Below are 25,614 nucleotides of genomic sequence, written 5' to 3'. Positions count from 1 at the left end.
CTATAAAAACAAAAACCAAAGCAAAAACGTTTTTGCTTTGGTTTAATTATTTATTTTTGCCCTATAATCTGTATCGGTTTTTTAGGACTAGTCAAATCTCAGAAGTAAGACCTCTGGAAATTAATTTTTCGTGCATGGGTTTCAAAAGCTCCATGCTACCAGTTTTCACGGTGCATTTGCCTTTATAATGTACCAAAATGGTGCATTGTTCGGCTTGTTCTAGCGTATGTTTACAAATTTCGATTAAACACTCTATCACGAAATCAAAAGTGTTTACATCATCATTATGCAGCACTAATTTATAGACTTCGTCTTCCTGTTCTAGAAGCGCTACTTCTTCCTGATATTCTCTTTGAGGATTATCGTAAAATTTCATTTTGACTGAAGTTAACTTTGAGGTAAAGGTAAAGGTTGAGATTAATTAGCCAATGATTAGATTTCGCTAATTTCTTCGCTTAAATCATCTACAATATCTTTAGGATCGTACACCAATTCTACCAATTCTACCGACTTATTATTCATTTTCAAAATTTTGAAATGATAATCATCGATATCGAACTCTTGATTTTCTTCTGGAATATCTTCTAATTGATGTAGGATAAATCCAGCTAAAGTATTGTATTCACCAACTTCTGATAACTCTTTCGGCAAACACTCGTTAATTTCTTCCAAAGGTTGAGTTGCTTTTACCCAGAAAACGTTTTCGCCAACTTGGTCTACAATTTTATCTTCATCATCCTCTTCATCTTGGATTTCGCCTACCAATTCTTCTAAAATATCTTCTAACGTAAGAATACCTTCTGTTCCTCCGAATTCATCAATAACAATGGCTAAATGCTGTTTCTTTTGTTGGAAAACATTTAACAAGTCTGAAATCTTTTTACTACCAACCACAAAGAATGCTTCTCTCAAAAACTCTTTTAGATCAAGGTCTTTGTTTTTGATGTATTCTCTCATGATTTCCTTTGTGTAGAAAAGTCCAATGATATTGTCAATCGAATTTTCAAACACAGGAATTCTAGAATATCCACAATCGATGATTTGTTTTAGAATTTCTTCTTTATCATCTTCTATATCAATAGAAATAATGTTTTGACGAGGCACCATCACTTGTTTTGCAGTATGGTCTGTAAAATCAAAAGCATTTTTAATGATTTCGTAGTTTTCTTCTTCTATCTCACCACTGTCTGCAGATTGTTTCACCAATAACTGAAGTTCTTCTGTAGAGTGAATATCGTGTTCGGAAGCGGGATGGATTCCTATTAATTTCAAAAAAGCATTTGAAAATAAATTCATTAACCAAATAAATGGTTTGAAAATATTGTAGAATAATCTTAATGGTGCAGAAATGAATAATGTAGTGGCTTCTGATTTTCTAATGGCAATAGATTTAGGTACTAACTCCCCAAAAACAATATGCATTACGGTAATGATTAAAAAACTGACTACTACAGAAATCGTCGTAATCATGGTAGGTGCAATATTGATATTGAAATAAGAGAATATACCATGGAAAACATGTTCTAAGGCACTTTCTCCTACCCAACCTAATGCTAATGAAGCTAAGGTAATCCCTAATTGTGTAGCAGATAAATAAGCATCTAAATGTTTGATGATGTGTTCGGCTTGTTTCGCCATTTTGTTGCCTTCAGCTGCTTTTAGCTGAATTTGAGAATAACGAACCTTAACGATTGAAAATTCCGCCGCTACGAAAAAACCGTTTAATAATACGAGTAATAATGCAATAAGAAGTTTGACGACACTATCGTAATCCATTTATAAAAAATTGTGAATTGATTAATCTATGCAAATATATGATTATTTTTGATATGAAAGGTTAATAAAAAAGGGTGCTAAAAGCACCCACCCCTTTTGTCTAAAAATCGAAGTATGAAGATTACTTCTTGTAGTTTGATTATTAAATCGTGTTCAAAAATATGACATTTATCACACATCAAACAATTACACCTTTGGGTAATAAATCATAAAAAAGGGCATCAACCTGAGTTGACGCCCTTTCATTTATCGTATAAAAGAAATATTTCTTAGCTATTTTTAAGTGCTTCTGCACCAGAAACGATTTCTAAAATTTCATTGGTAATCGCAGCTTGACGCGCTTTATTATAGAAAATTACCAAATCATTTTTAAGTGCTTGTGCGTTGTCAGTCGCTTTGTGCATTGCAGTCATTCTCGCTCCATGTTCAGATGCGATAGAATCTAGCACTGCTTTGTACACTTGCGTTTTAATAGACTTAGGAATTAGGCTATCCAAAATCTCGTTTCTGTTGGGTTCAAAAATATAATCACTGTTTGCATTACCATCAGTTTCCGGCATTGATATTGGTAATAACTGTTCAGTTTTTACTTCTTGATTAGCAGCATTTAAAAATTTATTATAAATTAGATGTACTTCATCAAATTTTCCTTGGCTGAAATCCTTCATCACAGCAGAAGTCACTTTTGATACTTTTTCAAAACTCATATGATCAAAGATGGCACTTTGATTGTCATATACCGTTCTGTTTTTCTTTACAGCATCAAAAACTTTTTTCCCGATGGTTAACACTTCTACTTCTACAGCAGAATTAGAGATTCTGTGGTTTAATTCTTTAATCACAGATGAGTTAAAAGCACCAGCCAAACCTCTATTAGAAGTAATAGCAATGTATAGTACTTTTTTCACCTCTCTCTTTTGTGCAAAAGCAGAAACGTTATCAGAATCAGAGCTTGCGCTTACATTCTGAATGATTTCTTGAAGTTTTTCAGAATAAGGTCTTAACATTACAATGGCATCTTGTGCTTTTTTCAGTTTCGCAGCGGAAACCATTTTCATCGCACTTGTAATCTGCATTGTAGATGAAATAGAAGTTATTCTTCCTCTAATTTCTTTTAAATTTGCCATATTTAGTTTAGTTGTTGGTTGTCGGTTGTTGGTTGCTAGTCTTAGAAAATTCCGTCAACTATCAACCAAAAACCATCAACTAATTTTAGTTATATTTAGAAGCTAAATCTGTAGCTACTTGCTTAAGGACACCTGTTAAACTGTCATCAATCTTACCTGATTTAAGAGCAGCCATTACTTCTGGGTGTTTGTTTTTTAAGAAGTCTACGTATTCTACTTGGAATTCTCTTACTTTTCTTACAGGAACGTTTCTCAATAAGTTTTCAGTTCCTGCGTAAATCATCGCTACTTGTGATTCTACAGGTAGTGGAGAGTTTACTGGTTGTTTAAGAATTTCTACGTTTCTTTCTCCTTTTGCGATAACTGCCATAGTAGCCGCATCTAAGTCAGAACCAAATTTAGCAAAAGCTTCTAATTCTTTGTACTGCGCTTGGTCAAGTTTCAAGGTACCAGAAACTTTTTTCATAGACTTAATCTGAGCGTTACCCCCTACTCTCGATACAGAAATACCTACGTTAATCGCTGGTCTCACCCCAGAGTTGAATAAATCTGACTCTAAGAAAATCTGTCCGTCTGTAATCGAAATTACGTTGGTAGGAATATATGCTGATACGTCACCTGCTTGAGTTTCGATGATTGGAAGAGCCGTTAATGAACCACCTCCTTTTACCATTGGTTTTAATGATTCTGGTAAATCGTTCATTTGAGAAGCGATGGTATCATCTTTAATTACTTTTGCAGCTCTTTCTAATAATCTTGAGTGAAGGTAGAAAACGTCTCCAGGATATGCTTCACGACCTGGTGGTCTTCTTAATAATAGAGAAAGTTCACGGTAAGCTACTGCTTGTTTAGATAAATCATCATAAACGATTAATGCTGGTCTACCAGTGTCTCTAAAAAATTCTCCGATTGCAGCTCCCGCCATTGGTGCGTATACCTGCATTGGAGAAGGGTCTGAAGCGTTTGCTGCTACCACTACGGTATAAGCTAAAGCTCCTTTATCTTCTAAAGTTTTTACGATTTGTGCTACAGTAGAACCTTTTTGACCTACAGCAACGTAGATACAAAATACAGGCTCACCAGCATCATAAAATTCTTTTTGGTTCAAAATAGTGTCGATAGCAACGGTAGTTTTACCAGTTTGTCTATCTCCGATGATCAACTCTCTTTGTCCTCTTCCGATTGGAATCATAGAGTCAATTGCTACGATACCTGTCTGAAGTGGTTCATTTACCGGTTGACGGAAAATTACTCCTGGAGCTTTTCTTTCTAGTGGCATTTCATAAAGATCTCCAGTTACAGGACCTTTACCATCGATAGGATTTCCTAGAGTATCTACTACTCTTCCTAAAAGACCTTCTCCTACTTTAATAGAAGAGATTCTTTCGGTTCTTCTTACTGTATCTCCTTCTTTTACTCTTTTAGATTCTCCAAGAAGTGCAACACCTACATTGTCTTCTGCAAGGTTCAATACAATACCTTCAATTCCTGATTCGAATTTTACCAATTCTCCGTATTGTACATTTTCTAAACCGTAAACTAGAGCGATACCGTCTCCAATTTGTAATACTGTACCCACTTCTTCTACATTTGTTTGTGTATCAAAGTTGGCTAACTGTTGTTTTAAAATTGCTGAAACTTCAGCCGGATTTATTTCTGCCATTTTATGGTTTTTTAACTTAATTTAATTGAAATTCTTTTTTCACTTGGCTTAGTTTAGTTCTTACAGAAGTATCAACCTGCTGGTCTCCTACTCTTAAAATATAACCGCCAATAATTTCAGGGTTTACTACCACTTTTAAGTCGTAGTTTTTAGTATGGTCTACTAAAGATGAAGATTTTACAATGTCTTCTACATTTTTCTGAGAAAGTTCAGAAGCTACGGTTAAGGTAACTCTCTGTACGCCTTGTAAGTCTTCTACTTTATTGATAAACTCTTGCGCTATATCTTGCAGATGACTTTCTCTACCTTGTTTAATCACCAAAGTAATGAGATTCTTACTTACTGGTGAAAACTGAGCAAAGATTTCTAAGGCTGCTTTGGTTTTCTTTTTAGCGTCTATGATTGGCGAAGCAAAGAAATTCTTTAATTCCTTAGAATCATTAAAAATCTTTACTACATCTTTCATTTCCGAAAAAATAGAAGCCGTGTTACCAGACTCTTGAGTAAAGTCTAGTAAACCTTGTGCATATCTTTTCGCTACTTTAGAGGTTAGCATATTAATTTAAGTTAGATTTATTAATGATTTTTTCAACTAATGCGTTGTGAGCATCAGCATTATCTAATTTTTGTTTTAGAATGGTTTCTGCAATTTCTACAGAAAGAGAACCAATTTGATTTTTGATATCAGCCATTGCTGCATTTTTTTCAGCATTGATTGATTGTTTAGCTTGTTCAATCATTTTGTCTCCTTCAGATTTTGCAAGGTCTTTTGCTTCACCTACAATTTTGTCTTTTAACTCTCTCGCTTCTTTTAAGATGGCATCACGTTCAGCTTTAGCTTCGCGGATGATTCTCTCGTTGTCTGCTTTAAGATTTGCAACTTCTTCTTTAGCCAATTTAGCTTGGTTAATAGCGTCTTGAATAGAAACTTCTCTCTCATTTAAAGCAGTAAGAATAGGTTTCCATGCAAATTTTCCTAACACGAAAAGAAGTATCAAGAAAATAACTGACTGAATGATGAACAAACCTGACGAAAAATTCTCTAATAATCCCATAAGATTTTTATATATTTTTTTTATTTAATTTTTAAAAACACTTCCCGTAACCAACCGTTACGGGTGAGTGCTATTTTTTTGAGTCTTAGTTTACAGCAAATAATGCAGCAAATGCAAGACCTTCAACTAGTGCAGCAGCAATAAGCATTGCAGTTTGTAATTTACCAGCTTGTTCTGGCTGACGAGCCATACCTTCTAAAGCAGCAGCACCGATTTTACCGATACCTAAACCTGCTCCGATTACTACTAAACCTGCACCTACTAGTTTTGGAATTTCCATAATATATAATTTTAAAAATTAGTTTCTACTTTTATGTTTTGAGTTTTGAAATCCGAGTTTCGAGTTCAAAATGATAACTTTTTACTTGGCTCTTGGCTCTTTCAACTTGGCTCTTATTAGTGATGAGCTTCTTCGTGGTGGTGTTCTTCATTTGCCATACCGAAGTAAACCGCAGAAAGCATGGTGAAGATATACGCTTGTAAGAATGCTACTAATATCTCTAATAAATACAATACAAATGTTAAGAATGGGAATGCAACGCCTGCAATTACATTTTGGAAGTAATAAATCATTGCAATTAATGACATAATTACGATGTGACCTGCAGACATGTTTGCAAAAAGACGTATTAACAATGCAAACGGCTTAATGATCATCCCGATTAATTCAATAGGAATCATTACCAATTTCATTAAGAACGGTAAACCTGGCATCCAGAAAATGTGTTGCCAATAGTTTCTGTTTGCCGTAAACTGCGTAATGATGAAGGTAAAAATTGCTAAAGCAGCTGTAATGGCTAAATTCCCTGTTACATTAATCCCGAAAGGTAATAAACCAAATACGTTTAGGAATAAAATGAAGAAGAAAATAGTCAATAAATAAGAAATATATTTGTGATATTTCGGTCCGATGTTTGGAATCGCAATTTCATCTCTGATGAAGATTACCAGTGGTTCGAATAATTTACCTGCACCTGTAGGAATTGGTGATTTTTTATAATTTCTAGCCATAGAACCGAAAATTACAATCATCAATAATGATGCACATAGAATCATTAAAACACTTTTCGTGATAGATAAATCTAAAACTTTTGCATTGGTAGCGTGACCGTGGTCATCTAAAGTAATGGCACCAGAAGCATCTGTTTTTACAATTTTTTCGTGGTAAAGAGCGTAGTTTGCACCTTTGCTTTCTACTACGTTGTATTTTTTGCCATGAACATCTTTCATTTCTTTACCGTGGTGAAATTCTGAACTCATGAATGCGTGAAGACCGTTTGCTTCATCATAGAAAATAACAGGAAGTGGAAAACCGATGTGGTGTTCTGTACCGTCTGCTTTCTTTTCCACCATAATATCAAAGCTGTGAGCATCTAACAAGTGATGGTCTATAAACTCCTTATTTTCTTTCTTTATTTGTTCTTTTTCTGCTTCTTCAGCACTTACAACTTTCGTTTCTGTAGCAGGTTTAGTTTCTGCTGCAGCCTCATGGTGTTGCGCCAAAGAAAGTGAAAATGTAGATAAAAAACCGATTAATAAAACTCCTCTTTTCAGCATTGATTTATGTTATTTTAAAAGTTTTGCAAAAATATGATAAAAAAACAAATTAACAAAGTATGAATTAGTTATTTTTTTGTTCTTTCAATAAACCGATTGCGAACAATGTTTCTAATAGTAAAGAAACAAGATAAGGCGGTATAAAATGATACTTGTGATACGGCACCTCAGATAACTGTAATTTATTCATTACCAAAAACATAACACTCAACTTAAAGAGCATGAGTCCCATAAAAGTAAAACCGATATACTCGGGATAAATCTTTTTGACAATAGACATAATGGTGATGACCATCATAAATAAAATGGTTAAGAAAAGATAATAGCGAATAAATATCACTTGAAAGTCATTTACATAAAGTTGCCATATCGCAAAATGTAAAAAAAAGACCAGAATAAAAAGAACAATGTATAACCAAGAGGTAGACTGTTTCATGCGAGTTATTTGTTTATATTTTCTAATTGTTTTAAGGTACTGTACAAGGCTAATCCTAATCCTGATAATCCAATGGCAACGGTTAATAAATCATTGGGCAATTCTAGATAATCATTAATTTTCTTCCCGCCCCAAAATCCTAAAGCAATGATGGCCAACATCTGAAACACGATGGAAGAATAAATTCCGTACAAGCGCATGGGATTTTTCTTGTACTCTTCCTTTTGTTCTTCAGTGGTTTTCGGAGTATTTTGGTCTTGTAGAGCCATTGTTTTTAATTTGGTGTAAAACTATGTAAAACTGAGCGGAATGACAAAAAATATGACAAATGTCATGTTTTTGAGGCCTAAATGATTAAAAATACAATTTTTATATCATCAATTCATATTCTCTTACCCTTTACTTATACTTTCCTTTGGAATAAACTAAAAGTGGTGAAATTTTAAGATTTACTGTTTGTTTGAGGATATTTAGTTCTTTTTTAAAACTTTCGTATATTTGGATTATATGCGTATTGCTATAAAATTTCCAAAAATGACAAAACGAATTTTATTTCTAATCTTTTTTTCAATCTGTTTTTTATATCAAGCACAACAAAACCTAATACAAATTAAAAAGGAGATTTTAACCAATGTAAAAACAATACAAAACAATTACGAAAATAAAAGTTTGAGTGAAATTCAAATTTCTAATTTTTTCTGTGAGAATTTTTATTGTTCAATTTGTGAAACTGATTCATTAGAATCTAACATTAGTAACAAACAAATTACAAACTACTTAAAAGACATTATTCCTTTTTTAGAATATAAAAGTTTACGAAAAAACAAAATCAATTATGATTCTGAAAACCAACAATATACTTTAGGATTTCAAACAGCGAAACCAGACTCTAAAACAGGATTTGAAGGAGCTGGTGCGCTATTGACTTTTATAAAAGAAAATGGAAAACTAAAATTTTGTGGAATTATTCAAATCCCATAAAAAGCATTGCACAAAAAATCAGCAACCGCTAAAAAAAACAAAAAAAGAGACTGAATCAGTCTCTTTTTTATTATCAATTATTGAAGTTTTTTAAGTTCTTCTAAAACAGCTTCGCCAACTGCATGAGCGGATTGAGGATTTTGTCCTGTTACCACTCTTTCGTCTACCGCAACGTGAGTTTGCCATAAACCTGATTTTTCAAACTTAGCTCCACGTTCTATTAATTTAGATTCTAAGCTAAAAGGAACTACATTTTCTAATTTCACAGCAGCTTCTTCTTCATTGGTAAAAGCGTTGATTTTTTTGCCATCTACCAAATATTTTCCATTGCTGAGTTTAATGTTCACCAATCCAGCTGGACCGTGACAAACCGCACTTACTACTCCATTTTTTTCGTAGATTTTTTGAGCGATTAGTGCCAGTTCTTCATTATCTGCAAAATCCCACATCGTACCGTGACCTCCTGCATAAAGAATCGCCACATATTCATCTGGATTTACTTCTGAAGGTTTCATGGTGTTCTGAATTTTATTTTGGTAATATTCATCTGCCAAAAATCTTTCATTAACCTTATCATCTGGAGTATTTCCATAATACGGCGGATTTCCTCCTTTTGGACTCACGAAATCTATTTCGTAACCAGCATCTACTAGTACAGACCAAGGATGCGTAACTTCACCTAAATAATAACCGGTAGCTTCACCAGTGTTTCCTAATTCGCCGTGGCTCGTTACCACGAATAATACTTTTTTGCTCATTTTGTTAGATTTAATTGTTTGTGCATTTACCATGTTGATTCCTAAAAAAAGAATACAACTCGTTAAGAAAATTATCTTTGATAAAAACTTGTTCTGACTCATTTTACTATTCATTTTTTAATGATTTAACACTACAAAGGTAAATCCAACTTCCCACAAACAATAGGACCTACCTCACAACTTTTTTGTGACCTACATCACATTACACCGAAAGCCGACTCAGCGTTTCTCTGGAAACTCCTAAATATGAAGCGATTAATGTTTTGGGCAATCGCTGTAAAAGTGTAGGATATTGAGAAATAAATTGTTCATAGCGTTCTTTGGCATTGCTATTGAGCAAAGACAAAATTCTTCGTTGGAGCGCTACATAGCCATTATTCGACTTTTTTCTGAAAAAATGCTCCATTTTATGCATATCTGCACAGAGTTTCTCTCGGTTATAAAGCGATAAAGAAAGCACTTCTGTAGGTTCTAAAGCATCAATACTAAAAGTAGCTTCCGTTTGATTAAAATAGGCTTGATAATCGGTAATCCACCAATCTTCCATTGCAAATTGCATAATATGTTCTTTGCCTTCTTGATTCAGGTAAGAAGCTTTTAACAAACCATTCATCACAAAATAATCATTTTGTACCGCATCTCCTTCTTGAGTTAAAATCTGATGCTTTTTTAATTTTTTCAAGGTAAAATGAGACAGAATATACTCGAACTCTTGGTCCGTTAATGGTGTAATATTCTCAATTTGACGTCTTAAAATCTCACTCATATTTTTATCATTCTAAATTGCAAACAAAAGAATTGTTCACTCCAAATGTAGAATATTGAAAGCAAAAAATCCATCAAAAGCGATGGATTTTTTAAATATTGTAGATGCAATTCTTATGGATTGGTAGAGAAAATAGAAGCATTAGCAATCATGGCTCTTCTGTTCATTTTCAAAATATCTCTCACCCATTCTGCGAAATCTTCTGGTTGAAGCACTTTTTCTGGGTTTCCATCAGTAAGTTTACCTTCTATACTCATATCAGTAGCAATGGTACTTGGTGTTAAGGTTATTACACGAATATTGAATTTTCTAAGTTCAGCCATCAATGATTGAGAAAGCGAAATTACCGCAGCTTTAGAAGCACAGTACGCTGACATATTCGGACCGCCTTTTAATCCAGCAGTTGACGCTACATTTACAATATCTCCTTCTTTATTTTGTTTGATATAAGGCAAAGTTGCTTTTGCAACGTAATATACGCCAAAAAGATTTACCTTCATTACTTTTTCCCAAGTTTCTACTGGCATATCTTCGAAACTACCAAAATCACCTACTCCAGCGTTATTGATTAAAATGTCTATTCCACCCAGTTGAGAAGCGATAGAAGCTACGCCTTGTTCTACTTGAGCCATTTCTTCTACATTAAAAACAGAATAGACTGCTTTTACCCCCAATTTCTCCAATTCTGCAACGGTAGACTTTAGATGTTCTTCATTTCTACCCGTAATTCCTACATTTACGCCTTCATTTGCCAAAGCGATAGCAACCGCTTTCCCAAGACCTCTTCCACCACCTGTGATGAGTGCATTTTTACCTTTTAAATTCATAACTTTTATATTTATACTGTTTGCAAAATTAAGAAAATAAAACTGCATCAATGATTTCTGATGATGAATAAAATCTAAAGAAAAGGGTGAATTTATCTTTCACTATGTAGTCGTTTTTTATTTTGGTGATTTGTTTTTTGGTTTTATTCTTACCATTGATTTCAAAGGTATATTTTTATCCATAAAAAATCTGGCATTTCTAAAAGGTTTATTTCATGCATTTATCTTAGAATGGTCAGTGCGAAACTGCTCCTATTGATAAAAATCAATGTTTTTATTGAATATATTTTCTTATTTTTAAATTCATAAATTTTGGCCTCATAGTTCAATGGATAGAATAGAAGTTTCCTAAACTTTAGATCCAAGTTCGATTCTTGGTGGGGCTACTTTTTTAATTAAAAATGGAGAATTGAAAATTGAAAATATTTCAATTATTTTTTATCTACCACAATTCTCTCTTTGCGATTGGCTAATTCCCAAGCGGTAGCAAAAACCAATTGTGCTCTTTTTTGAAGTAATGGATAATCTATTTTCTCCGGATCATCTGTTGGTTGATGATAATCTTCGTGAATTCCGTCAAAGAAAAACGCTACAGGAATGCCGTGTTTTGCAAAGTTATAATGGTCACTTCTGTAATATAATCTCATTGGGTCATTAGGATCATCATATTTATAATTGAGTTCTAGATTTTGAGTGGCTTTATTGGCTGCTACATTTATTTTTTTCAGTTCTGTAGAAAGCATATCAGAACCGATGACGTAGACATAATTCTTGCCTTCGTTTTCTTTATCGCTTCTGCCAATCATGTCGATATTAAGATTTACTACGGTGTTCTTTAAATCAAATACGGGATTCTCTGAATAATATTTAGAACCCAATAAGCCGTGCTCTTCTCCTGTTACATGTAAGAAAAGAATGGAACGTTTCGGACCTTTTCCTGCTTTCTTGGCTTGTTGGAATGCTTCTGCGATTTCCATTACCGCAACTGTTCCACTTCCATCGTCATCTGCACCATTGTACACTACGCCATTATTGGTTCCAACGTGGTCATAATGTGCAGAAATCACGATGATTTCTTCTGGTTTTTCTGTTCCTTCTATAAATGCCAGTATATTTTCTGAGTCAGGAAGCTCTCCTCTTCTGCTTTTTAGTGCTTCTTTAGGTACTTTTTGATAATAGCTCCCCAATGCTTTTGGATAAGAAACGCCTAAGTTTTTATAGTAATCTATCATGTAAACGCCTGCTTTCTTTTGACCTTCAGAGCCGGTTTGTCTGCCTTCCATCTCATCTGAAGCAATGACCATAAGGTTTTTCTTTAGTTCATCTGCCTTAATGGATTCATAGGCGGTTTTAAAAGCTTTTCCTTCGTAGGATAGGTTATTAGAAGCACAACTGTACAATAACACTGATGCTACTATTGGAACAAAAATTCTTGTCAATTTCATTTTTTTATCATTTTTAATGAAGTAAAAATAGTTTTTTTTAGGAAATAAATACCGAAATCCCTTACAAAAGCTAAGATTAATCTTTGTTTTTCTGTATTTCTTAGTGATTTGATAATAGACTCTCCCCTTCTTATGAGATGAAGAAGATATAAGATTTACATTCTTCATCAGTATCTTTGCTATACTTTAACTATACTACAACTATACTATAACATAGCAGTTATGTTGGGATTCTTTGGTAAAGTGTAGGAGGATGCGTGATTTTTTATTGTATGTTCTTTTGACTTCGTCGAACCACTCCGTTAGGTTTGGCTTGAACCAAGAGAACCAAAAGTTGCCTCAACCATTTTTATTATTTCCAAAGGAATCGGCGAACCGCTTCGCTAGGTTTCAAGTCTGGAAATCCTCAGCTAAAAATGTTTAGCCTTTTCTAAAAACTCTGAAACTCACTCGGCAGAATGCCGAGCTTAAACAGCAGACTTTTTTAACGAAAAAGCTAAACATTTTTTTAACGCTTGCGGTTTCCTAGGACATCAATCGCAAGTCAATTTCTAATGAACTGAAGAATTTCTGCCCTTTCAATCTCTTTAATATTTAATGAGTCGTGAAGTCGTGAGTTATGAATTATGAATTATGAATTATGAGGTATGAATTATGAGGTATGAGTGCGGGGTAAAGTCGTGAAGTTGAAATATTTTGCTTCTTGAAAAGATTCTTCACTACGCTACGCTTCGTTCAGAATGACAGGGTTGTGTTTTTTACTCGCGATTAGGAATCTAATTATTGGGGGGGGGGGGGATTTTTTTTGAATCGCAAAGATTTTTTTTTCTTTAATTGCTTTTTTTAAGTAAGCAAAGTGAGAATTCTCTAGTGAATTGTTGAAACTTAAGTTTTAAATAATTTTTATTTATTTGGATTTTATGATAGAGTGTTACATGGGTTTTACCTTCTTTTTCCTACCCCACCAAACTAAAAATCCTGTGATGGGTAAACTTGCACAAATCAAACTGGATATAAATGCCAAGATTTTTCCAAAAGTTCCCAAAATTGCCCCTACGTGAATGTCATAATTGGCCGCCACATATTTTTCTCCAAAATTTCTCTTTTCATAAGGACGGTTCAGAAGAAGTTTCCCAGAATTCTCATCAAAAATCATTTCGCTGTAAATGTAGTATTTATCTTCTAAACCTCTTACATAAACGGTAAAATTTTCATGTTCATGATCGTCTAAATGCGGATGCCCTAAATCTATTGTATATGCTGAATAATTGGGATAATGCTTTTCAACCTGCAGTGCAATTTTATCTAAAGTCTGTGCACTTTTCATTTCGATCGGGTCTTTCGTTTTTATATGTGAAAAATCAGGATATACCGTATTTCCTCCCGAAAAAATAAAATAAAAAAATGCTTGTATAAAAAAGAACGAATAAAAAAGGCCTGTCATTGCCACAATAAGAGCAATAAAAGATGCATAAAAGCCTAAAATACTGTGCAAATCGTAATTCTTTCGTTTCCAATTTTTAATATTTTTCCACTGAAACCAAAAGCGTTGTTTTCTGGCGGCTTTATTTCTTGGCCACCACAAAATGATACCCGAAATTAGCATAAAAACAAAAATGATAACTGGAATTCCCACCACATATTTTCCCCAATCGGAATTAAGCAAAAAACTCCAGTGAATGAATTTAACGATATTAAAAAATCCGTTTTTCTCGTCTTGAACGGAAAGAATCTTCCCTGTAAATGGATTAATATAAACAGTCTTATAAATTTGATATTCATCAAAATAATTCCAAGCATCAGGATTTCTTTCGTAATAGTAAAACTTGTAAGATTTACTTTTATCAATGGGAATTTCTACCCAATGCAAGGGATATTTTTCAGGATTTTGTTCGTTTATTTTTTGTTCTAAAACCCGTAAAGGCAAAGTTGATTTTCCAGCAATATTTTGTTCTGAATGGTAGATAAAATCTTTTCTTAGAGCATATTGTATATCTTCTTTAAAAACATACAAAGCGCCAGTTATGCTTACGATAAATACAATAAGACCTGTGGAAAGTCCTAGCCATAGATGGAATTTACCCATCCATTTTTTGAAAAGAGATTTTTTATTTTTTAGGCGATGTTCGTGTCTATTATTCATTGCTTTTTATTAAAATCAAAAGTTAGCAGAAGAAATCTGCCAACTTTTGTGACCATTAAAACGTGAATTGAAAAAAACTTAAAAATTAAATCCTAAAGCTAAAGAAAGCGTTCTTAACCTTTGTGGGGTAACTGTACTCCAACCCGAATAATATTTAGTATTTCCAATATTATCGAGCTTTAAGGAAACACTATATTTTTCTGGATGATAGCCAATCATGGCGTTGGCAATCGTATAACTAGGCAACTCGAAAGTTCCAATTCCTGTTCTGTTAAGTGTTTTATGTTCTGAAGCGTGATTAAAACCGAACCCTGCAACAAAGTTTCTAAAATTACCCTGTTGAATTTTATAGTTTGCCCAAAAATTAATTAAAGTTTCTGGTCCAGCTTCTTCGGGACGTAAACCGTTGTAAGTGGAATCTCCGCTTACCTGTTCACTCCTATTTTTACTGAATCCTGCAATGATATTAAGCCCTTTTATTGGATTCCCGACAGCACTTAATTCAAATCCTTTACTGAACACTTCACCCCCTTGTATGGAATTGTTCATATTATTAGGGTCTGCCATTATTTTGTTCGCTACTTTAATATCATAATAGCTTGCAGTTACAGAAAGTTTATTGTCAATAAGATTGGCTTTTGCCCCCACTTCCCATTGATTAGCTCTTTCAGGATCAAATATTTTTATAGTAGGGTTATTTCCGTTAGCATCGGTTACTTTTTGTGGCGTTAAATATTGGAATCCATTCATATAATTTGCAAAAAGAGATAGTTTGTTGAGAATCGGTTGATATACCAAACCAAATTTTGGAGAAAAGGTGGTTTGGCCATTCACTTCTTCAGTGGACCATTGAGTAGGTTTGCCGCTGAAATTATCCACCCGTAGACTTAACATTGCAGATAATTCTGGTAAGATGTTTAATACATTTGAGAAATAGGCACTCTTAATATTCATTTCTGCAGTTGCAGGAACAACTTTTGCGTCTAAAAGGGCTGCATCTGCCCCTTGCGAAGTCAGCGTGGAAGAATCAGTTTGATTTTTTAAGGAAACTGTTCCAAATGCTCTCCATTCAGAATCGTTGTTTACCACCTTCGTGTTGAGATAATCCAAGCCTACTACCAGACGATTTCTCATATTTCCAACATTGAAATCGCCAATAAAATTCTGTTGAATTCCGGTTGCCAATGTTTCACTATTGGATTTAGAAATAAATCTTGTAAATTCATCTCCATTCGCACTATCCCACAAATATTGGTAATACCCCATAGCTTTGCTTGAACTGCTAGAAAATTGAGTCTGAGACGTCCATTTATTTGATAATTTGTATATCATTTGGGATTGCAAATTGAATGTTGGATTTTTGGTTGTAAGATTATTACTGGTGTAAGATTTTTTATAATTAGCTTCAAAAATATCTATGGAATTAAACGATAAAGGAGCATATCTGCTCAAAAAAATCATTGGGGCATTGGCTGTTTCATTGCTTTTAAATTCGGTATTCACCAAAAAAGTCAATTTATCATTCACCACATATTTTAAAGAGGGTGCAATAAAAAAAGACTTATAAAACCCTGCATCTTGAAAAGAATTTTCAGTATGATAGGCAGAATTTAAGCGAAGAAAAAGCCCATTTTTGACAGGAGTATTTACATCAATAGTTACTCTATTCAGGGCGTTAGTCCCTGTAACATAATTTATTTCGCCTCCCAATTTATCATAAGGTTTTTTGGTCTGTATATTTACCAAACCGCCGTAGGAAACCAAATTTCCTCCGTACAAAGTACCCGAAGGACCTTTGATAACATCAATATTTTCGATATTAGCAGGGTCGAGACCACCATTGTTAAAGCTCGCCATACCATTTACCAATCTGGATTGAGTAGAAAAACCACGCATTGTGTAATATTCTGCGCCGTCTCCACCTCTGGAAGTACTTTCCCAAAGTCTTGTAATCCCTGTAGCATTGGTTAATACATTCTTAAAATTGGTGGAAACTTGGTCTTTCAGTATTGCCTTTGGAATACTATTATACACTTGAGGATTTTCAATATCCTTTAAATTGAGTTTAGAAACTGAAAAAGCATTTTCATTTTTATATTTCTTCGTGTGATTGATGATTACTTCAGTAATATTTTCCACTTTGGTAGTATCTACTTGTGCGTAGAACTGAGAAAATGAACTGAAGAGGACAATAGGTAAAGCGATTTTTCTCATACTTATTTAGAACGATTTTAAATAACAATGCAAATATATACATTATTTATATTTATTCTAAATAAACATTATGATATATATCATGAATTTAAAAATGATGAGGATGTGAAGTCGTGAATTATGAGTTATGAGAGATGAGTTATGAGAGATGAGTTATGAGGGATGAGGGATGAGGGATGAGGTATGAGTTATGAGGTATGAATTATGAATTATGAATTAGAAGGTGATGAAGGCTACGGATTAAAAACACAATATTAGATTAATCTCTGTCTCCATATCAAATTGGGTTTCTTTATGTATGAAATTACTTTCTTCAATAAAAACACCCCGTCATTCCGATGCTCTGAATGCCACCCCTCTGTAAGAGGGGAACTGACTCTATGTATTTTGGATTCGTGAACTTCGTTCGCAGACTTTTGGTCTTTGGTTAGTCAACGGGATTTGTGAAGTTGTGAAGTTGTGAAATCGTAAAGTTGATGATTTGTAAAGTTGTGAAGTTGTTAAGTCGTAAAGTTGAAATATTTTGCTTTATGAAGAGATTTTTCACTATGCTACGCTTCGTTCAGAATGACAGGGTTATGTATTTTAATCATTATTAGAAATCTGTTTCAATGGGAGAATTGTTTTGAATCGCAAAGATTTTTTTTCTTGAATTGCTTTTTTAAGTGAGCTAAGTTGGCGAAATTCATTCGCTTTGAAGCGATGTGGTGAAGGATGAAGGATGAAGGATGAGGGATGAGTGCGGGGTGGAGTCGTGAAGTTGAAATATTTTGCTTTATGAAGAGATTCTTCACTGCGCTGTGCTTCGTTCAGAATGACAGGGTTATGTTTTTTGCTCACGATTAGGAATCGAAATTATTTTTGAAACGCAAAGATTTTTTATTCTTGAATTACTTTTTAAGTGAGCTAAGTTGGCGAAATTCATTCGCTTTGAAGCGATGTGGTGAAGGATGAAGGATGAGGGATGAGGGATGAGGTATGAGTGCGGGGTGAAGTCGTAAAGTTGAAATATTTTGCTTTATGAAGAGATTCTTCACTATGCTACGCTTCGTTCAGAATGACAGGGTTCTGTTTTGTATACACGCATTAGAAATCTGAATCATCTGGAATACTTCCCTTATAATGCTCTTCATTTATTACTTTTATAGAAATATAATATATATTATCTATATATTAACTATACTACAACTATACTATAAGTATATATTAAAGTGGTACAACTCATAATTATTCCTTACTTCTTACATTCATTTCATTAGCGCATGGCGAGATACAAGAGCGTTTTACAATTTCAGGGGTCTATAGGGTGAAGTGCTTTTTGAGATGGGGCTTCTAGGGTATATTTTTATACGCAAAGATTTTTTTTCTTGAATTGCTTTTTTAAGTGAGCTAAGTTGGCGAAATTCATTCGCTATGAAGCGATGTGGTGACGGATGAAGGATGAAGGATGAAGGATGAGAGATGCGGGGTGCGGAGTGCGGGGTGCGAGGTGCGGGGTAAAGTCGTGAAGTTGATGAGTTGTGAAGACGTGAGGTTGAAATATTTTGCTATTTGAAGAGATTCTTCACTATGCTACGCTACGTTCAGAATGACAGGGTTATATATTTTAATCATGATTAGAAATCTGTTTCAATGGGAGAATTATTTTTGAAACGTAAAGATTTTTTATTCTTGAATTACTTTTTTTTAAGTAAGGAAAGTGGGAATTCGCTAGCGAATTGTTGAAGCTTGTGTTTTAAAATGTTTTTTTTATGAAGTTTTTTGTTTGGAAATAATTTTCTTTTCCCCGACCCTGACTTCGACGACACTCAGTCACCAAGGTGGAAAATTATTTTTCATTATATTTAAGTAATAACAAAGTAATAGTCACGGATTACAAATCCGCGACATCGGGGTTACAAATCCCAGACATCTGGGGTGCGAGATACGAGGTGCGAGGTAAATTCGTGAAGTTGATGAGTTGTGAGGCATGAGGTATGAGGTATGAGTTAGAAGGTGATGAAGGTCACGGATTAAAAACAGCTCTATTAGATTAATCGCTGTCTCCATATCAAATTGGGTTTCTTTATGTATGAAATTACTTTTTTGAATAAAAACACCCCGTCATTCCGATGCTCGGAATGCCACCCCTCTGTAAGAGGGGAACTGACTCTATGTATTTTGGATTCGTGAACTTCGTTCGCAGACTTTTGGTGTTTGATTAGTTAACGAGGTGGAAATAATTTTCTTTTCCCCAACCCTGACTTCGACGACACTCAGTCACCAAGGTGGAAAATTATTTTTCATTATATTTAAGTAATAACAAAGTAATAGTCACGGATTACAAATCCGCGACATCGGGGGCTTCGGAGGAAAATGGGGAAACGGAGCAGTAATCCCAACCAAAAATGTCAATATAAAGGTGATGATGCCAGAAGCATTTACAACATTTATTGTAGCCTTGGGTTTATTTGGATTTGCTGTTTTAGTATTTCTTTGCTCGGTAGATTTCGACTTTGTTATACCAAAATGGCTTGACATAGTTCATAAATATGGGCTTTGGGTTATAGCAAGTATTTTTATTTTGCGATCTATTGGCGATTTTAACTATGTTGGCTTTTTCAAGAAATACAAAACGACAAAATTTGGACTGAACGACACAAAATATTATTCTCCACTATGCTTAACAATTGGAATATTGACAGTAATTTTAGAACTGAACAGATAAAAACTTCTGCTAACACATGAGCAACTGTTGCACAACTCCCATTTTTAGAAAATAGTTTTCAAAAACATAAAATTTTGACCTCTTTAGAAGCAATTTTAGAGAGGTTTGTTTTTTAGTTAACGGTCAAAATTCTAAAATTTGGGGTGCTTAAAATTGAGTTGTTGATGCTTTGAAAGACTGTTTTTCATAAAAGCAAAGTTTACCCTATAAATTTTTAATAAAAAAACATAACACTGTATTTTATAATTTATTGATTTTATTAAATTTGTATAAAACTAATCAACAGAAACTTAAAATCTATAATACATTTACAATAAAATTTTACGGCACGGGATATGTGGACTTTGCATATCATACGATTTTGCAAAATACCTTTTCTTTGGAAGCAAAGCTTTCCGAAAGGAAACACCGCAAAGCCGCCGAACCGCCGTTAGCAGTCATTCTATAAACGAGACACCAAAAACAGATGGGAATATTTGACAAACTTTTTAAGATAAAAAAAATGCAATTCGAAATAATTAGAGACGAAAATGGTAAACATCAAATAGGCGGAGAAATTCCACAAGATTTTACTATTCCAAAAAATGAATTTTTAGGAGGATTTCATTACTTAGGTTTAATTGACAATTCTGACCCACTTTTTTCTTGGTTACCTTTCAAAGTAAATTTAATTCATCCAATTTACACGGACGAATATTTTGTATTTCTAGATTATTCAAATCCAAATAGTCCGACAATTATTGAACCGACAGACACAGCTTCGTCAACAAGCGCATTTGACGAAATTAATAAAGACTCAAAAGTTATTTGGGAAGGAGTTAAAGTAAGCTTGGAGGAAAAAGAAGAAATTGACGAATTTGAAAGTATAGGAATTTGTGGACAACCAGAATGGCTACAAGATGCTGAAATCCCAAAATGTCCGAAAAGTGGAAAGTCAATGAAATTCTTATGTCAATTAGGAAGTTTTAGTGACATTAAATCAACATTTAGTAATGTTGTTCCGACAGACGGAATGGCTCAATACTTCGAGAAACTAAATTTTTGGTGTGACGGAAATTTATACATTTTCATTGAACCGACAACAAAGACAATGTGCTATACAATGCAAAACACATAACTTGATACAAATGATGGAAGAAAAAAAAAGAACTGTAAATATATTCTATGACAACAAATAAAATTTAGTTTCTTTTATTCTTTACTAAGCGCTGACACTTATTTAATTTAGGTCTATTTATCCTAGAAGAGAAGTGTTTAATGAAATCCTTGGAAATCTCTAATGAGCAAAGTTTACCCTATAAATTTTTAATAAAAAATGGAAAACTGTATTTTATAATTCATTGATTTTATTAACTTTGTATAAAACTAATCAACAAAAACTTAAAATCTATAATACATTTACAATAAAATTTTCGGCAATTGATAAGTGGATTACATCGGCAGATGTGACTTTTCGCTTCGAAGACTTATCACTTCATGTGGCTTTGTATGAAATTTCACATAAGATTAGTTGAAAACTAGTATCTTAGTAAAATTAAAACTAAACTAATGGAAACCAAGAAAAAATCAATTCTTAAATTAGACATTCAGGAAACTGATAATGGAGTATTAATTTCAGATTTATTCAAATTACTAACTTCAACCGATGAAACAGCAAAGAAAGTAAAAGAAATTTTAAGCTCAGAATTTGAACAAAATGAATTTATTCCAATCGTAGGTGCTAAAACACTAGTAAATTCTCAAATAATTCAAAACAAAAGCTACATTAAAAAAGATTTAGTTTCTAATCTTGAAAACATTACCTTTTATTTTGAAAATACCTTTACTATTAATTTTAATAACATTCCAAATCCAGAAAATTTTGGAGGCAACAATTTTCTCATAACATATCCAAAATATTCTGCTCAACGCGATTTTTTTGGAAACTTGTATAGTATGGATAGATATGCAAAAAAACTTGTTGATAAAGGCTTAAAGAAAATTTTGGAAACAAATCTTGAGTTATTAAAAAATGAGAAAATAAAAGATAGAAAATATAGACTTATTCATTACAAACCTGATAATAAATATTATCTACGAGCAATAGTTTCAACCGATAATTATTTTGATTATAATAATTCTATTGCTGTAGTAATTGCTCTTTTAACACTATATAAAGAAATAAAATCATCTGGTGTTGCATATAATTTAAAATTATGTGAATATAATGAATCAAATATTAGAATGTTTTTCGACACAACTAGCGATAAAAAACTTGAAGGCGTTGGGTTTGTTAAAAATATTGTTGAAATATCAAATGATGAGATTAAAAGAGAAGCTTTACGGTTTTCAGGTGTTTGTACAATTTCTTATGATAGAGATAAAAAAGAAAAAGAAATCTACATTAATCCTAAAGATGTAAAATCAAAAATTTTAACAATAAAACATAATCAGAAACCGGAAAATGGTTTGAAAAGCTTACTAGATTTTGAAAATGTTGAAAAAATTCATAATGAATTATATAAAGACATCCAAACGATAAAAAATATAAAAAATACTGAACAAATTAAATTTCTTGTTTTACGAAAAATTGATAATACAAAAAATGAAGATGTTAAAAAGTTTAGAACTTCAATTTTAAATGAACTAACTAAAACTACTACAAAAAACATAATTGATTTATTGAACCTTTTTAATAATATTCAAGTTTTAGCAAATGAAGATATTGAAGCATCTGAATTTTTGAGATATGTTATTTATGAAGCCTTAATTAACAGAAAATAAAAACCGCTGGTAGCTGTTAAACAACTCCTTTTTTTTAGAAAATAATCATTAAAAAATATAAAACATGACCTCTTTAGAAGCAATTCTAGATAGGTTTGTTTTTTAGTTAAGATTCAAAATGCTAAAACTTAGTGTACTTACAGTGGCAGTTTAAAGTTTTGAAAGACTAACTTTACAAAAGCAAAGTTCTTCCCCTTGTTCTAGAAAAATAACTTAGGCTAAAATGTATGTTTTCACTAATAAAGAGCAAGCATTTAGCTACTCTACAACTTCGTAGGAAAACCACACGAAAGGATTCGTATAGTAGCGGGGGAACCTTTTTTAATTTTGAGTTATATTCATTATTTATATTGAATACCTTTGTAGCCACCTTTCTTTACTAATGCATCTAATGTCGCACCATAAGATGGCTTACCTTCGCTTTTACTTATGACTTCCTTATTCATTATTCGAACAAATATTTCATATGAAACATATTCATAATAATAACCTGATCCAGCCTTAAACTCAACATACAGTTTTTGACCATCATGTGCGATTCTTTCAATATTGTTAGAATCCCAACCTATTTCTTGCCATTCTAAATCCATAATTACCTCCTTTTTATTTTTGCATCCAACGTATTATTGTATCATTATAATTTAAATCCTTTGGTTTATCTTGCTGCCAAGCACCAATTTTGGCTACAAAGTTCACATTCTTTACAGTATCTAGTAATGGAATCTTTACCTTCATCGGAATTTTCATTGATTCACCTATTACAAATGCATCGCCATTGCCTAAAGAGGGTAATGATTTTAGAAACATAGAGAAATTATTTGGCGCAAAACTTATAATCCTTGATTGGTCTTCACTATTAGTCAATCGTAAAGCTATAAAAGTACTTACCTGAGATATAATAGTGTTAGGTATTTCTACTGGTCTTTGAGAAATTATCATTGCACCTATTCCAAATTTTCTTCCCTCTTTCATTATTCGCTCAACTGCATTTTGTGAAAAACTATTTTGAGTCCCAGCATTTAAATATCGATGTGCTTCTTCATAGCATATTAATAGCGGGCGGCCCTCATATCTTTTTTCATCAATTTTTAATGTATAATAAATAGTGTCAAACAATAAATTTGAAAGTACCCCAATAACAACATCCAGAATATTATATGGAATACCACTCAGATTTAATACGCTTATCTGTTTGTCATTTTCAATCCAAGAAGCAATCAGTTCAGCAATATTTTTATCGCCTTTTATATACTCATCATCTCCGAATATAAATTTCAAGTCCTCATTACAGATTTTATTTTCTATATTATCAGCGACACTCTTATATTGAACTTCATTTGACTTGAATGGTCGATTCATTCCCATTGAATAAGGCTCAAACTGAGGTTTAATCATTTTATCCGCATCACCAACTAAAGGATTTCTGTGTTCATCATTTGCATATACAAAATCTCCGTATTCCCTAGTAACCTTGTCAAAAGTTCCATATCCTCTATTGTAGAATTCAAACCAAATCTTTTTTATATCGAATGGAATTGGTGAATTGATATTTATGTCTGTAGATTTTATTTTATCCTTTAATTCAGCAGCTTTATACACGAACTCTTTCTTCATTTGCAGAATTCTGTCACGAAATAAATCAGTAACAGAAGAGTTCGTTCCTAATCCAAACAATTTACATAGTGTATCAAAATCAAGCATCCAATATGGAATTACTAATTTCTTTGTTGGATCATAAATGGAAAACTCATTTGCATTCTCTCCAAGATATTTCATGTATTCACCATGAATATCAATTATTATAATTCTTGAACTTTTATATCCTGTTGTTATATTGTTTAGTAAATATGCTACAGTGTTTGATTTTCCACTACCAGTACTACCAACTATCAAAGAATGTTTTAGAACAAATTCATTTAAATTTAAATATACTGGAAGTATATTAGAATAGTAATTTCGGCCAACCTCAATAGGAAACTTTACATCTGATTTGAATATTATATTAATGTCATCTTCATCAATCAGAAAAACGGAATCTGCTATACTAGGAGTAATCTTTGCTCCACTTTCAAATTCTCCTTTTATATTTTTATATCCAAGCAATGAAACGTTAAGTACTTTTTTATTGATAGCGATATCACCTGTTTGCATGTAAGTGGAAAACGATTCAACAACACAATAAACACATGAGAGCCCATTGATAATTTTTACGAAACTACCAACCTGACCAATACGATATAATGTACCATTATGGATAATGTTATAATTATCTAGTTCATTGCTAATCTCAACAATAACTCTTTCGGTATTAACTTCAATTACCTGTCCTATTTTACCACTATTTTCTTTTATCATGGAGTTTGAGTAGTTTTTGGGTCAGTAACCGTTAGTTTAGAAAACGTTATCTCATCAATCAATGTGACAAAATTTTTGAAATCACCAATATTTGAAGAACTATCAAATGAACCGTCTCTTCGATTAGAAAATTTTTTCTTATCAGTGTAGATTGAAAAGTTAGGATAATCACCAAGCAATGTGATGCCTTTTTTATAGGTTTCCTCATCAAAAGCAAAAGCAATTATCGATAAGCGATGATTATTATTAAGACCATTCACAATAACTTCATTAATATGATCATCACCAAATGAGTATCCTAACACAAATAGAATCTTTTCTTTGTCAATAAGGTATTTTCGAAATCTATCTAAATATGAAATATAGGGAGCTCTCCTAGAAGATAAATACTTGTCCATTGAAGGATATATTAAAAGATTTTCTGAAGCTGTATTCTTATCATTATCAATATAGATTCTATCGTCAACTCCTTTTACGAAATTCAAAGAACCATGTAATTTCCATAGTTTCACCCAACTTTGTTTTACATATAAACCTTGAAAATCATCAACTGAGTCAGTTATAAAGAATGGTTTTACATTTCCTATAAATCCACTAAAATAAGGTAGACTTACTTTTTCCAAAGCTTGTTCAACTAATAAATCGTAGTTGAGTGTAAATATTTCTTTTTCATAGTCTTTATTGATAAAATTCAACCATACAACAAGTTTATTGAAATTATCAGTATTTATTTCAATTGAAAGTTCTTTGAAAATCGTCTTTTTGATTTCTTTTTCAATATCAATTATATGTTGCTCTTTGAGTGTGTTTATAACTTTTCCTGAATTAAGCAACACTTTAAGTTGTTGAGTTTTGTTTAAAATATTTTCTACTGTATCAGTAGCGTCAATTAGTTCATTGAATTTTGCGTTGGTAATACCAGCTTTTACTTTTTTTGTTATATCTTCAATATTTGGAAGGCCACATGCTTTAGATACTCCAGCTCCCAATAGAAGGCCCACCTGTTTAGGAGTCGCAAGTATTTCTTTTAGATTATCCATG

At 32.8% G+C, this 25,614-nt stretch carries 22 protein-coding genes and 1 tRNA gene; 5 read left to right on the top strand and 18 right to left on the bottom strand.

Features of this window, described 5'->3' with window-relative positions:
- Positions 1-91: 91 nt before the first annotated feature.
- From C3729_RS07705 to C3729_RS07660, 9 genes are all read right to left on the bottom strand, one after another.
- The gene (locus C3729_RS07705) at positions 92-376 is read right to left on the bottom strand and encodes an ATP-dependent Clp protease adaptor ClpS (protein ID WP_104793609.1); all 285 of its coding nucleotides are present in this window, start codon (positions 374-376) and stop codon (positions 92-94) included.
- Positions 377-432: 56 nt separating this feature from the next.
- Complete coding sequence (locus C3729_RS07700; RefSeq protein ID WP_104793608.1) at positions 433-1,776, bottom strand: hemolysin family protein; 1,344 nt, start codon at positions 1,774-1,776, stop codon at positions 433-435.
- Between the two features lie 269 nt (positions 1,777-2,045).
- Positions 2,046-2,903 carry an ATP synthase F1 subunit gamma gene (atpG, locus tag C3729_RS07695; protein ID WP_104793607.1) on the bottom strand — a complete coding sequence of 286 codons (858 nt, stop codon included), beginning with the start codon at positions 2,901-2,903 and terminating at the stop codon, positions 2,046-2,048.
- Between the two features lie 85 nt (positions 2,904-2,988).
- On the bottom strand, positions 2,989-4,566 hold the full coding sequence (gene atpA / locus C3729_RS07690; RefSeq protein WP_069796929.1) for a F0F1 ATP synthase subunit alpha: 1,578 nt from the start codon (positions 4,564-4,566) through the stop codon (positions 2,989-2,991).
- A 16-nt stretch (positions 4,567-4,582) separates the two neighbouring features.
- Complete coding sequence (atpH, locus tag C3729_RS07685) at positions 4,583-5,122, bottom strand: ATP synthase F1 subunit delta (RefSeq protein WP_104793606.1); 540 nt, start codon at positions 5,120-5,122, stop codon at positions 4,583-4,585.
- Position 5,123: 1 nt separating this feature from the next.
- The gene (locus C3729_RS07680; RefSeq protein ID WP_069796933.1) at positions 5,124-5,621 is read right to left on the bottom strand and encodes a F0F1 ATP synthase subunit B; all 498 of its coding nucleotides are present in this window, start codon (positions 5,619-5,621) and stop codon (positions 5,124-5,126) included.
- Between the two features lie 85 nt (positions 5,622-5,706).
- Positions 5,707-5,901 (bottom strand): ATP synthase F0 subunit C, encoded by a 195-nt coding sequence (gene atpE / locus C3729_RS07675; RefSeq protein ID WP_012782425.1) that lies wholly within the window; start codon positions 5,899-5,901, stop codon positions 5,707-5,709.
- A 116-nt stretch (positions 5,902-6,017) separates the two neighbouring features.
- On the bottom strand, positions 6,018-7,178 hold the full coding sequence (gene atpB / locus C3729_RS07670; RefSeq protein ID WP_104793605.1) for a F0F1 ATP synthase subunit A: 1,161 nt from the start codon (positions 7,176-7,178) through the stop codon (positions 6,018-6,020).
- A gap of 441 nt (positions 7,179-7,619) precedes the next feature.
- Positions 7,620-7,883 (bottom strand): AtpZ/AtpI family protein, encoded by a 264-nt coding sequence (locus C3729_RS07660; RefSeq protein ID WP_104793603.1) that lies wholly within the window; start codon positions 7,881-7,883, stop codon positions 7,620-7,622.
- A gap of 265 nt (positions 7,884-8,148) precedes the next feature.
- On the opposite strand from C3729_RS07660, the gene C3729_RS07655 reads away from it, so the two are divergent.
- Positions 8,149-8,595 (top strand): hypothetical protein, encoded by a 447-nt coding sequence (locus C3729_RS07655; RefSeq protein ID WP_133159958.1) that lies wholly within the window; start codon positions 8,149-8,151, stop codon positions 8,593-8,595.
- A 77-nt stretch (positions 8,596-8,672) separates the two neighbouring features.
- Here the strand turns inward: C3729_RS07655 and C3729_RS07650 are convergent, their stop codons facing one another.
- The 3 genes from C3729_RS07650 to C3729_RS07640 all read right to left on the bottom strand — a co-directional run bounded on the left by C3729_RS07650 (position 8,673) and on the right by C3729_RS07640 (position 10,946).
- Positions 8,673-9,353 carry a type 1 glutamine amidotransferase domain-containing protein gene (locus C3729_RS07650; protein WP_104793635.1) on the bottom strand — a complete coding sequence of 227 codons (681 nt, stop codon included), beginning with the start codon at positions 9,351-9,353 and terminating at the stop codon, positions 8,673-8,675.
- Positions 9,354-9,555: 202 nt separating this feature from the next.
- A complete protein-coding gene (locus C3729_RS07645) occupies positions 9,556-10,119 on the bottom strand; it encodes a Crp/Fnr family transcriptional regulator (protein WP_104793601.1) in 564 nt (187 codons plus the stop codon).
- A 113-nt stretch (positions 10,120-10,232) separates the two neighbouring features.
- Positions 10,233-10,946 carry a 3-ketoacyl-ACP reductase gene (locus C3729_RS07640; protein WP_104793600.1) on the bottom strand — a complete coding sequence of 238 codons (714 nt, stop codon included), beginning with the start codon at positions 10,944-10,946 and terminating at the stop codon, positions 10,233-10,235.
- A 314-nt stretch (positions 10,947-11,260) separates the two neighbouring features.
- On the opposite strand from C3729_RS07640, the gene C3729_RS07635 reads away from it, so the two are divergent.
- Positions 11,261-11,332: transfer RNA gene (locus C3729_RS07635), tRNA-Arg, on the top strand.
- 45 nt (positions 11,333-11,377) lie between these two features.
- Here the strand turns inward: C3729_RS07635 and C3729_RS07630 are convergent.
- From C3729_RS07630 to C3729_RS07620, 3 genes are all read right to left on the bottom strand, one after another.
- Positions 11,378-12,391: a M28 family metallopeptidase gene (locus C3729_RS07630; protein WP_104793599.1), complete on the bottom strand. Its 1,014-nt coding sequence runs from the start codon at positions 12,389-12,391 to the stop codon at positions 11,378-11,380.
- Between the two features lie 931 nt (positions 12,392-13,322).
- Positions 13,323-14,534 (bottom strand): PepSY-associated TM helix domain-containing protein, encoded by a 1,212-nt coding sequence (locus C3729_RS07625; RefSeq protein WP_104793598.1) that lies wholly within the window; start codon positions 14,532-14,534, stop codon positions 13,323-13,325.
- A gap of 78 nt (positions 14,535-14,612) precedes the next feature.
- Entirely contained in the window at positions 14,613-16,748 is a 2,136-nt protein-coding gene (locus tag C3729_RS07620) for a TonB-dependent siderophore receptor (protein WP_104793597.1), read from the bottom strand.
- A gap of 2,326 nt (positions 16,749-19,074) precedes the next feature.
- Between C3729_RS07620 and C3729_RS07615 the strand changes: the two genes are divergently transcribed.
- The 3 genes from C3729_RS07615 (at position 19,075) to C3729_RS07605 (ending at position 22,218) form a co-directional block, all read left to right on the top strand.
- Positions 19,075-19,455, top strand: coding sequence for a DUF3995 domain-containing protein (locus C3729_RS07615; protein ID WP_104793596.1), 381 nt, complete (start codon positions 19,075-19,077; stop codon positions 19,453-19,455).
- 466 nt (positions 19,456-19,921) lie between these two features.
- Entirely contained in the window at positions 19,922-20,572 is a 651-nt protein-coding gene (locus tag C3729_RS07610; RefSeq protein ID WP_104793595.1) for a hypothetical protein, read from the top strand.
- A gap of 431 nt (positions 20,573-21,003) precedes the next feature.
- Positions 21,004-22,218, top strand: a complete 1,215-nt coding sequence (locus C3729_RS07605) for a hypothetical protein (protein ID WP_104793594.1) — start codon at positions 21,004-21,006, stop codon at positions 22,216-22,218.
- A gap of 341 nt (positions 22,219-22,559) precedes the next feature.
- Here the strand turns inward: C3729_RS07605 and C3729_RS07600 are convergent, their stop codons facing one another.
- The 3 genes from C3729_RS07600 to C3729_RS07590 are packed head-to-tail and all read right to left on the bottom strand — an operon-like array spanning position 22,560 to position 25,613.
- Entirely contained in the window at positions 22,560-22,808 is a 249-nt protein-coding gene (locus C3729_RS07600; protein ID WP_104793593.1) for a KTSC domain-containing protein, read from the bottom strand.
- Positions 22,809-22,821: 13 nt separating this feature from the next.
- Positions 22,822-24,573, bottom strand: a complete 1,752-nt coding sequence (locus tag C3729_RS07595) for an ATP-binding protein (protein WP_104793592.1) — start codon at positions 24,571-24,573, stop codon at positions 22,822-22,824.
- Positions 24,570-25,613: an SIR2 family protein gene (locus C3729_RS07590; protein WP_104793591.1), complete on the bottom strand. Its 1,044-nt coding sequence runs from the start codon at positions 25,611-25,613 to the stop codon at positions 24,570-24,572. Before C3729_RS07590 ends, C3729_RS07595 begins: the two co-directional genes overlap by 4 nt.
- Between the last annotated feature and the right edge of the window lies 1 nt (position 25,614).

The organism is Cloacibacterium normanense (genome assembly GCF_002943105.1).
GTDB lineage: Bacteria > Bacteroidota > Bacteroidia > Flavobacteriales > Weeksellaceae > Cloacibacterium.
Note: the sequence above shows the minus strand (reverse complement) of the source record. Positions and strands in the feature narration are given on the sequence as shown.